Below are 9,303 nucleotides of genomic sequence, written 5' to 3'. Positions count from 1 at the left end.
CCGCCGCGATCGGCGGCGGCCTCATGTACTGGGGCATCATCGAGTGGGCCCACTACCACACCGCTCCCCCGTTCCAACTCGAACCGCACGGAACCGAGGCCGCCGAGTGGTCGGCCACCTACCCCCTGTTCCACTGGGGCCCCACCGCCTGGGCGGTCTTCTGCGTTCCGACCCTCGCCCTCGCCTACGCGTACCACGTGCGCAGGATCCGCCGCCTGCGCCTCAGCGAGGCCTGCCGGGGAGTACTCGGCGACCGGGTCGACCGCTGGCCCGGAAGGCTCATCGACGTCCTCTTCATCCTCGGGATGATCGGAGCGGCGGGGACCTCCCTGGCCCTGGCCGTGCCCACCATCGCGGAGGGCGCCTCCCGCATGCTGGGGGTCGAGCCGGGCGCCGCCCTCAACACCGTGGTCATCGGCCTGTGGACCCTGCTGTTCGCGGGCAGTGTCGCTCTGGGCCTGCACCGCGGCCTGAAGCGGCTCGCGAACCTCAACCTCTACCTGGCCGCCGCCCTGGGTCTCCTGGTCCTGGCGGTGGGACCGACGGTCTTCGTGATCGACACCTTCACCAACAGCCTCGGTCTGCTCGCCCAGAACATCGTCCGGATGAGCACCTACACCGATCCCGTCGGCGGGTCCGGCTTCCAGGAGGTCTGGACCGTCTTCTACTGGGGCTGGTGGATCTCCTACGGACCGTTCGTCGGCATGTTCTGCGCCAAGATCTCCAAAGGCCGCACCGTCAGGCAGATCATCGTCGGCATGTGCGGCTTCGGAAGCCTGGGCTGCTGGCTGTCGTTCGCGCTGCTCGGCAACTCCAGCATGGCCTTCGACCTGAGGGGGCAGGCGCCCATCGTCGACACGCTGGAGGCCGAGGGTGCCGTCCCGGCCATCTTCGCCACGCTGGAGGCCTTCCCGCTCAGCTGGATCATCACCCCGCTGTTCCTGGTGCTGCTGCTGATCTTCCTGGCCACGACGCTGGACTCCGCCTCCTACATCATGGGCGCGGCGACCTCCCGTGACCTTCCCAACGAGGTGGAGCCCTCACGGTTCAACCGCGTGCTCTGGGCGCTCGTCCTCGCGGCCGTGTCGGTCTCGGTGATGTCCGCCGGGGGCACCGACGCGTTGCAGACCCTGTCGGTCGTGACCGCGTTCCCCCTGATCATCGTCCTGAGCCTGGTCGCGGCGTCCCTCGTGCGCTGGCTGCGCGAGCACGACCGCCACCATGGTGTCCGGGAGGGGGACCTCAGGCCTGCTGGCGAGCTCGCGGAGGACGGTTCCACAGCCCCAACGGCCGGGCGATCGCCAGCATGACCGCGCACGGCACCAGGGAGCCCGCCCCGAGCCAGAGGTTCCCGAACCGCACGGCGATCAGGGGGAACGAGGCCGTGACCAGCCCGCCGCCGATGAAGGGGGAGCGCAGAGCGAAGGTCCGGTCCAGTGCGACCCCGGCGACGGCGTGGAGAGGCGGCCGGGGCGGGTTGCGGCGACTGCGCGACGGGCTCTCCCCCGCCGGGACCACGTGAGGGGGCGGGCGTGACGCTGGAGGACGGCCCGACGTGGGCCGCCCTCCGGCAGGGATCCGGGGCTCACGGCCCCGTGAACGAGGTCATCCTCCGTTGGACTGGCGGATCCCCTCGCCGAGCGCCTCGAAGGTGTAGACGAATCCGCCGTCCTCGCCGCTGACCGTCATGTAGGCGTCGGTCGTTCCCGGGGCGATGGCCAGGTTCGTGGCCGTGTCCAGTCCCCCGGCGTCCTCGGCGGGGACGCTCACCGTCGCCAGGTGTTCGCCCGTGGAGCTGTAGACGAAGATGCTCGGCTGCCCGTGGACGGCCTGGTAGACGTTGCCCTCCGCGTCGACCGCGTTGGAGTCGATCTGGCTCGTCCCGCCGTCGAAGTGGATGCCCGGGTGGGCCGTGGCCACCTCGGTCCGGTCCTCGTTGAGCCCGAGGTAGTCGATGCGGTTCGCGGCGTACTGGCTGACCCACAGGCCGGTGAAGTCCTCGCTGAAGGAGATACCGTTCGGAGCCGGGAGTTCGTCGGCCAGCACGGTGGCCTCGGCCGTGTCCCGGTCGATCCTGACCACCCTGCCCTGGGGGTCCCAGACGGGATCCGAGTGACCCGTGGTGTCACTGACGAACAGGTTCCCGTCCTCGTCGAACGCGAGGTCGTCGGGGAGCATCGGCTTCCCGTCGACGTCACCGGAGAAGAACGTGACCGGGTCCTCGCCCTCAGGGGTGAAGCTGTCGATCTTCCCCCCGATGAGATCGGTCAGGTACAGCCGGTCGTCGTGGGGGCTGAACTGCGCGGAGGTGTACACGCTGGCCTCGTCGGTGAGGACCGGCGACACCTCCAGCGACTCCGTGTCCACCCTCAAAACCTTGGGTTCTCCCGCCGGAGCGGTGACGTCGACGACGAGGAGGCCGCCGTCCGGAGCGAAGGCCGGCCCCTCCAGCAGGGTCATCCCGGTCTCCTCGTGGACCGAGCTCACCCGGACCAGCTGGGAGGCGGTGCGCTCCTTCTCCGCGGCCTCCTCCTGGCCACAGGCGGTGGTGGCGATCAGAAGGACTGCCGTCAGCAGCCCCGTGGTGGCCACCGGGTGGCCGCGTCGGTTCGATTCCATGTCTTCCGTCCCGATCGTGGGTTCCGTGGCGGAGGGGGTCAGCGTTCGTCCGTGGTCGCATGGTCCTGGACCATGACCTCGTGGATGCGGTCCCGCCGCCAGTCCTCGAGCAGCCGGTGGAAGGCCACCGGTCCGGGACCGTAGGACTGCCCGCCCGCGTGGCCGGCGCCCTCGCGGTTGTAGTAGCCGGGAGTGCACTCGCGCTGGAAGTCGACGGTGTCGAGTACGTTCTCGCCGATGGTGCGGGCCCACTCGTCCACCGCGTCCGACGCCGGTTCGATGACACGAGCACCGGTCCTGCGCCCCTCCGCGATGACGGCGGCGATGTGTTCGGCCTGTTCCAGCAGGATGTGCGTGAAGTTCACCGATGTGGCGTTCTGCAAGGGGCCCAGGTGGAAGAGGTTGGGGAAGCCGTCGCTGTAGAAGCCGTGCAGCGTCCTCGGGCCACGGCTCCAGGAGTGGAGGAGTTCCCGCCCGCCGCGGCCCCGCACCGGGAGGGTCCCGGACACCACTCCGGAGACGCCGACGTCGAAACCGGTCGCGAAGACGACGCAGTCGACCGGGTACTCGACGTCGCCCACGACGATCGCGTCCTCGGTCATGCGGGTGATCCCGCCGTGGTCCGCGGTGTCGACGAGCGTGACGTTGGGCCGGTTGAAGGTCTGGAGGTAGTGGTCGCTGAAGCAGGGCCGCTTGCACATGTAGCGGTACCAGGGTTTGAGCAGCTCAGCCGTGTCCGGGTCGTCTACGACCTCGTCCACACGCGCGCGGATCTGGTTCATCTTCCGGGCGTCGGCCAGCTCATCGACACGCTCGCGCTCCTCCGTCGACACGCTGGTGTCCAGCGCCCCGGTGGTCAGCTTCCGTTGCAGGCGCGCCGTCGACGTCCAGCCGTCCCGGGTCAGGTCCGTCTCGACCGGCTCGCCGGAGACGAGGGCGAGGAAGTTCTCCATGCGCTCCCGCTGCCAGCCCGGCTCCAGGGAGGCGGCCCACTCGGGGGCGGTGGGGCGGTTGTCGCGAACGTCCACCGAGGACGGCGTCCTCTGGAACACGTACAGGTGTTCCGCGTCGCGTCCCACGTGCGGGATGACCTGCACTCCGGTGGCACCGGTGCCGACGACCGCCACGCGCTTGTCGGCGAGTCCGGTGAGGCCGCCGCTCTGGTCACCGCNCCCCCGCGGGTGTAGCCGTAGTCCCAGCGGCTCGTGTGGAAGGTGTGGCCGCGGAAGCTCTCGACACCCGGGATGCCGGGGAGCTTCGGCTGGGTGAGCGTACCGGACGACGTGATGACGAACCTGGCCCGCATCATGTCGCCCCGGTCCGTCTCGACCACCCACTCGTCGGCCTGGTCGTCCCAGGTCAGACCGGTGACCCTGGTCTGGAACACCGCATCGCGGTAGAGGGCGAAGGTCTCGGCGATCGCCACGGCGTGTTGCCGGATCTCCTCCCCCGGGGCGTAGCGCCACCGGGGCACGTGGCCGACCTCCTCCAGCAGGGGCATGTAGGAGTAGGACTCGATGTCGCAGTGGATGCCCGGATAGCGGTTCCAGTACCAGGTACCGCCGAAGTCACCGGCCTCGTCCATCATCCGGATCGACTCGACCCCCGCCTGCCGCAGGCGCGCTCCGGCCACGAGGCCGCCGAAGCCGCCGCCGACCACGAGCACCTCCACGGCGTCAGTGAGCGGTTCGCGCTCCGTGCGGGGGGTGTAGGGGTCCTTCGCGTAGTAGCCGAACTCGCCGGACGCGGACCGGTACTGGGACGCGCCGTCGGGCCGGACGCGGCGATCCCGTTCCTTCGCGTAGCGGGCCCGCAGGCCCTGGATGTCGAGCTCCGCCGCGTCAGCCTCGATCGCCGTTCGCGTGTCTGGTGCAGTGCCCATGGGGCTTCCCAACTTCGTCGCCGATGGTGATGGGGGCGCGAGCGCCGAACCGGCGGGGGCGACCGGCAGGCGGAACGGGCCCGTGCCGGTCGGGGCACGCGTGGTTCCGCACGGGAGGCGGCGCGCCTCCATGAAAAAAGGTTAGCATCAAGCTAAGTATTTTCGTCAGCCACGTCCCCGTCGGGGCGGAGCTATCCTGATCGCATGGGAGCAGACGCCACGGAGCAGGGAGAACGCGCACGCGTCGTGCACGAGATCAGGACCCTGACCGCGGCCATGGAGCAGGCCGCGCTCCCCGCGCAGGTCCAGCACCTGCTCTCGATGGACCTGACGATCCAACAGCTCAAGGTCCTCATGGTCCTGGTCACCACGCGGGAGGGAGCGACGGGTCGGGGACTGGCCGCGTCCTTCGGGGTGTCGATGGCCACCATGTCGGGGCTGATCGACCGGCTCGCGTCCCAGGGCATGGCCACGCGCTCGGAGGACCCCGACGACCACCGCGTGCGCCGAGTCCACGCCACCTCCCAGGGCGCGGCACTCGCCCGGCGCCTGGTGATGGAACGCCCGGAGTTCAACGACAGCGTGCTCATGGGCCTGAGCATCGAGGACCTCAACGCCCTCCAACAGGGAATCCGCGCCGTGAGCGACCGCTACGCCAGCCTCGTCGGCGGGTTCGGCGCGGCCTCGGACTCCGCTCCGGCCCACGGGGCCGACGCCACCACCTGACACTCCCCCGCACGGCCTTCGAGTCCGCACCAGGGAACCTCCCCGCGCAGACTTTGGACCGCGTTTCCTCCCATGAGGCAGCGGGAGCCGTGGAGCAGACCGGCGAAAGGGCCGACATGTTCCTCCGTTCCGCTCCATGTTCCGGCCGTACAACCCCCGTTGGAACTCCGTTACCCCCGCACTGGCCGCCGGGGCGCCCACCGCGATCCCGCGATGATTATCCGATTCGCGGGAGGGCAGTCCGTAGGGCAGGGGGCGGATCGTCGCCCTTGGTCGCGAGACGCACCAGTACGCCTTCGACCACCGAAAGGAAGAAGAGGACACTGAAAGGAGGGGTCTGCCGTGACACTCGTAGACGCCCAGATCCAGGACCAATACCCCACCCGTGTCGACCCTGCCCAGGGCCGGGGGTGGATCGAACGCGCCGAACCGACCGTGCACCCCGGGGTGACGGAGGGGCCGGCCTCCGCGAAGGAGCTCACCGACCACGCCCGCGACGGATTCCACATTCAGCGGGACCTGCTGTCCGGGCCGGAAGTGAGCTCCACGCTCGACGAGCTCCGCGCGATGGTCGAGGACCCTGGTATCCGCGCCGACGAGCGCACCATCACCGAACCCGCGTCCGACGAGGTGCGGTCCGTCTTCGACGCGCACCTGCTCAGTGAGCGGATCGCCCGGCTCATCCGGGAACCCCGCATCCTGGACCGGGCACGCCAGATCCTCGGCTCGGACGTCTACGTCCACCAGAGCCGCGTGAACTTCATGCCGGGTTTCCGCGGCAACGGGTTCTACTGGCACTCGGACTTCGAGACCTGGCACGCGGAGGACGGGATGCCCCGGATGGGGGCGGTCAGCCTGTCCATCGGACTGACCGACAACCACCCCTTCAACGGCGGGCTCATGCTCATGCCGGGGGCGCACCGGACGTTCGTTCCCTGCCTGGGACGCACCCCGGACGACAACTACCGGTCCTCTCTGAAGGCCCAGAAGATCGGTGTCCCGCAGGAGGAGGACATCGCCGCACTGGCCCATCAGCACGGGATCGAGCAGTTCACCGGCCCGAGCGGGTCGGCCCTGTGGTTCGACTGCAACAGCATGCACGGCTCCGGGAACAACATCACGCCGTACCCGCGCTCGAACATCTTCGTCGTGTTCAACAGCGTGGACAACGCTCTGGTCGAGCCTTTCTCCGCCCGGGAACGCCGGCCCGGCTTCGTGGCCGCGCGCGACTTCACGCCGCTGCGTTCCTGACTTCCGCGGCCGCCTCCGGGCCTCGCCCGCACCAGGCGACACGCACCGTGAGTGGCGCGTTGACCCGGACCGGGTCCGCCACCGATGATGCTGCGCTATGAACCTCGGTGCCAGCGACGCCACGGACCCACCCGCTGCCGTCGTCGTCCGTGACCTGTGTGTCCGGCGCGGCGGCAGCTCGGTGTTCGACGGACTCGACCTGGAGGTGGCCCGAGGCGGCGTCACCGGTCTGATGGGCCCCTCCGGGTGCGGCAAGACCACCCTGATGCGCGCGATCGTCGGGACCCAGCGTGTCCGGTCGGGCAGCGTCACGGTACTCGGCCAGGAGGCCGGGAGCGCGGGACTGCGGCACCGCGTCGCCTACGACACCCAGGCCGCGTCGGTGTACTCCGACCTCACCGTCGAACAGAACCTGCGCTACTTCGCCCGTCTGGTCGGCGCCTCCCGCAGTGATGTGGGGCGCGTCCTCGACCAGGTGAACCTGCGCGGCCAGGCCGGTCGGAGGGTCGACACGCTCAGCGGCGGACAGGCCAGCCGGGTGTCGCTCGCGGTCGCGATCCTCGGCCGCCCCGAACTTGTCGTCCTCGACGAACCCACCGTCGGCCTCGACCCGCTGCTGCGCGAGGAGCTGTGGGCGGTGTTCCGCTCGCTCGTCGCCGAGGGGACGACGCTCATCGTCTCCAGTCACGTGATGGACGAGGCCCTGCGCTGTGACCGGCTGCTGCTGATGCGCGACGGTCGCGTCATGGCCGACACCACACCCGCTCGGCTGCTCTCCGAGACCGGAGCGAGCGACCCCGACCGCGCCTTCCTGGCCCTGATCGAGAAAGGGGCCGGATGAACCCCGCGCGCACCTTCGCCACGAGCGGTCGCGTACTGCGCCAACTCGGCCACGACCCCCGGTCGATCGTGCTCCTGCTCGTTGCCCCGAGCCTGCTCGTCGGCCTCTTCTCGTGGCTGTTCACCGACACGTCGGTGTTCGACGACATCGGCCCGGCGATCCTCGCCCTCTTCCCGTTCGTGGTGATGTTCCTGATCACGAGCGTCACCACGCTGCGGGAGCGCCGCTCCGGCACCCTCGAACGCCTCCTGTCGACCCCGATCGGCAAGTTCGACCTGATCTTCGGCTACGCCTTCGCGTTCGGACTCACCGCCGTCGTCCAGGCCTTCGTGACGGTGCTGTTCGCCGTGTACGTGTGCGGGCTCGGCGTCGAGGGGCCGCTCTGGTCGTTGGGCCTGGTCGCGGTCGTCGACGCCCTCCTGGGGACCGCGCTCGGACTTCTGGCCAGCGCGTTCGCGCGCACCGAGTTCCAGGCGGTGCAGTTCATGCCCGTGCTGGTGTTCCCGCAGATCATCCTGGGAGGGCTCTTCATGCCACGCGAACAGATGCCCGACGTGCTCCACGCGATCTCGGACTGGCTACCCCTCAGCCACGCGATCGACGCGGTCAACGCGGTGGCGGCCGGGGACGGTGCCTGGGACGTGTACCGGCCACTGCTGATCGTGACCGCCTTCGCTGGGGGCGCGGTGCTCCTGGCCTCCCTCACCCTCCGCCGCCGCACACCCTGACACGGTCACCGGGCTCGATCCGAACGCGAGGCACGCCCCCGGGACACCCACCTTCGAAGAAGCCCTCGAGTGGGCCGCCGATGCGGAGGGAGGCGCCTCCGGCTGCCTGACCCGGGTGGGAGAGAGGTCGTACGAGCCCTTCCACCACCTGGTCTCCCACGCGCTCCAGGACCCCGAGTCGGCCGAGGTACCCGCGGTGGTGTGGAACCTGATCCCGCACCGAATCCCCGTGGAGTACCTGCCGGTCTTCGGCTTCGCCGCCTTCGGGTCCGAACGGTTCACCGTCGCCGAGCACGCCTGGACGCGTTTCCTCGACCGTTTCCCCGAGCACCCCGAGGCCAACCTGGGTATGGCGCTCCTGACTCTGCGGGCCGGTGACCGGTCGGGCGCCATGCCCTTCCTCCGGCGCGCGGTCGTGGACGGGGACCCCCGGGCGATGGCGCGGCTGGGAGAGGTGCTGGCGGAGATCGCGATCAGTGAGGACAGCTCCGTCGTGGAGGAGGCGGCTGACTGGCTGCACCGGGCACACCAGGAGTCTGGGCGTCGTCGCCAGACAGCTCGTCCTCGAGTACATGGGTGATCGAGAGGACCGGGGCGGCAGGAACTCGGCGACCGGAGTGGACGCCGGGGGGAGCGACGGCGGCACCCCCGCGCCCCGGAGGTACTCGTCCGGAAGCTCGTCCACTTTCGAGGACTCCTCCCACTCCGGTGGTTCCTCGTCGGGCGACTCGTCGTACTCCAGCGGTTCCTCCTCCCACGAGTCCTCCTACGGCGGCTCCTCTTCCTACGGCTCCTCGTCATCCAGCAGCGGCCGCTCGTTCCTACGGCGCCGACGACGACTGAGTGCCGGGCTCCGGTCCCTTCGGCGGCTGGACCGCCACCTACGGGGACGACGAGTTCGCCCGGTGCACCGAGCGGGCCAGGGCGATCGCGGACCGGCTCGCCGAGGGCTCCGGGGAGTCGACGGTCGCGCGGATGCGCGAGGCGTTCCGGCGGGCCACGACCTTCGAGTGGATCTTCTGGGACGCGGCCTGGCGTCAGGAGGCCTGGCGGCACTGGCCGTCAGGGTTCCGGGAGCGCGGTGAGCCGGAAGACGGGGATGACCCGGTCGGTCCGCCGCTGGTAGAGGGCGAAGTTGGGCCAGACCTCGCTCATGCGTGCCCAGGCGCGGTCCCTGTCGGCTCCGGTGAGCTCCTCGGCCCGTACGGTCACCAGTCGGCCCGACCGCTCGATCTCCGCCGTGCGCGCGGCCCTCA

Annotated in this window: 8 protein-coding genes and 2 pseudogenes; 7 read left to right on the top strand and 3 right to left on the bottom strand. The window is 70.0% G+C overall.

Going from position 1 to position 9,303, the window contains the following annotated elements; genetic code table 11:
• The first annotated feature begins 23 nt into the window (after positions 1-23).
• Positions 24-1,310 carry a BCCT family transporter gene (locus D452_RS28460; protein ID WP_017545364.1) on the top strand — a complete coding sequence of 429 codons (1,287 nt, stop codon included), beginning with the start codon at positions 24-26 and terminating at the stop codon, positions 1,308-1,310.
• A gap of 295 nt (positions 1,311-1,605) precedes the next feature.
• Here the strand turns inward: D452_RS28460 and D452_RS0117070 are convergent, their stop codons facing one another.
• Together D452_RS0117070 and D452_RS28455 are read right to left on the bottom strand one after the other, a co-directional pair.
• Positions 1,606-2,619, bottom strand: a complete 1,014-nt coding sequence (locus D452_RS0117070; protein WP_017545363.1) for an SMP-30/gluconolactonase/LRE family protein — start codon at positions 2,617-2,619, stop codon at positions 1,606-1,608.
• 38 nt (positions 2,620-2,657) lie between these two features.
• Positions 2,658-4,501, bottom strand: a pseudogene (locus D452_RS28455) (flavin-containing monooxygenase).
• A gap of 204 nt (positions 4,502-4,705) precedes the next feature.
• On the opposite strand from D452_RS28455, the gene D452_RS0117060 reads away from it, so the two are divergent.
• The 6 genes and pseudogenes from D452_RS0117060 to D452_RS29720 all read left to right on the top strand — a co-directional run.
• Positions 4,706-5,227: a MarR family winged helix-turn-helix transcriptional regulator gene (locus tag D452_RS0117060; protein WP_017545362.1), complete on the top strand. Its 522-nt coding sequence runs from the start codon at positions 4,706-4,708 to the stop codon at positions 5,225-5,227.
• Positions 5,228-5,569: 342 nt separating this feature from the next.
• Positions 5,570-6,478, top strand: a complete 909-nt coding sequence (thpD, locus tag D452_RS0117055; protein ID WP_017545361.1) for an ectoine hydroxylase — start codon at positions 5,570-5,572, stop codon at positions 6,476-6,478.
• 97 nt (positions 6,479-6,575) lie between these two features.
• Positions 6,576-7,319, top strand: coding sequence for an ABC transporter ATP-binding protein (locus D452_RS0117050; protein ID WP_017545360.1), 744 nt, complete (start codon positions 6,576-6,578; stop codon positions 7,317-7,319).
• Entirely contained in the window at positions 7,316-8,047 is a 732-nt protein-coding gene (locus D452_RS0117045) for an ABC transporter permease (RefSeq protein WP_017545359.1), read from the top strand. Before D452_RS0117050 ends, D452_RS0117045 begins: the two co-directional genes overlap by 4 nt.
• Positions 8,048-8,162: 115 nt before the next feature.
• Entirely contained in the window at positions 8,163-8,627 is a 465-nt protein-coding gene (locus tag D452_RS0117040; RefSeq protein ID WP_017545358.1) for a tetratricopeptide repeat protein, read from the top strand.
• Positions 8,628-8,890: 263 nt separating this feature from the next.
• Positions 8,891-9,025: pseudogene (locus D452_RS29720) on the top strand (thiaminase II); the annotation flags it as partial.
• A gap of 84 nt (positions 9,026-9,109) precedes the next feature.
• On the opposite strand, the gene D452_RS0117030 reads toward D452_RS29720, so the two are convergent.
• A partial coding sequence (locus D452_RS0117030; RefSeq protein ID WP_017545356.1) for a nitroreductase/quinone reductase family protein occupies positions 9,110-9,303 on the bottom strand: 194 nt, incomplete at its 5' end.

The organism is Nocardiopsis prasina DSM 43845 (assembly GCF_000341265.1).
GTDB classification, from domain to species: domain Bacteria; phylum Actinomycetota; class Actinomycetes; order Streptosporangiales; family Streptosporangiaceae; genus Nocardiopsis; species Nocardiopsis prasina.
This window is presented reverse-complemented; position numbering and strand designations above follow the sequence as displayed.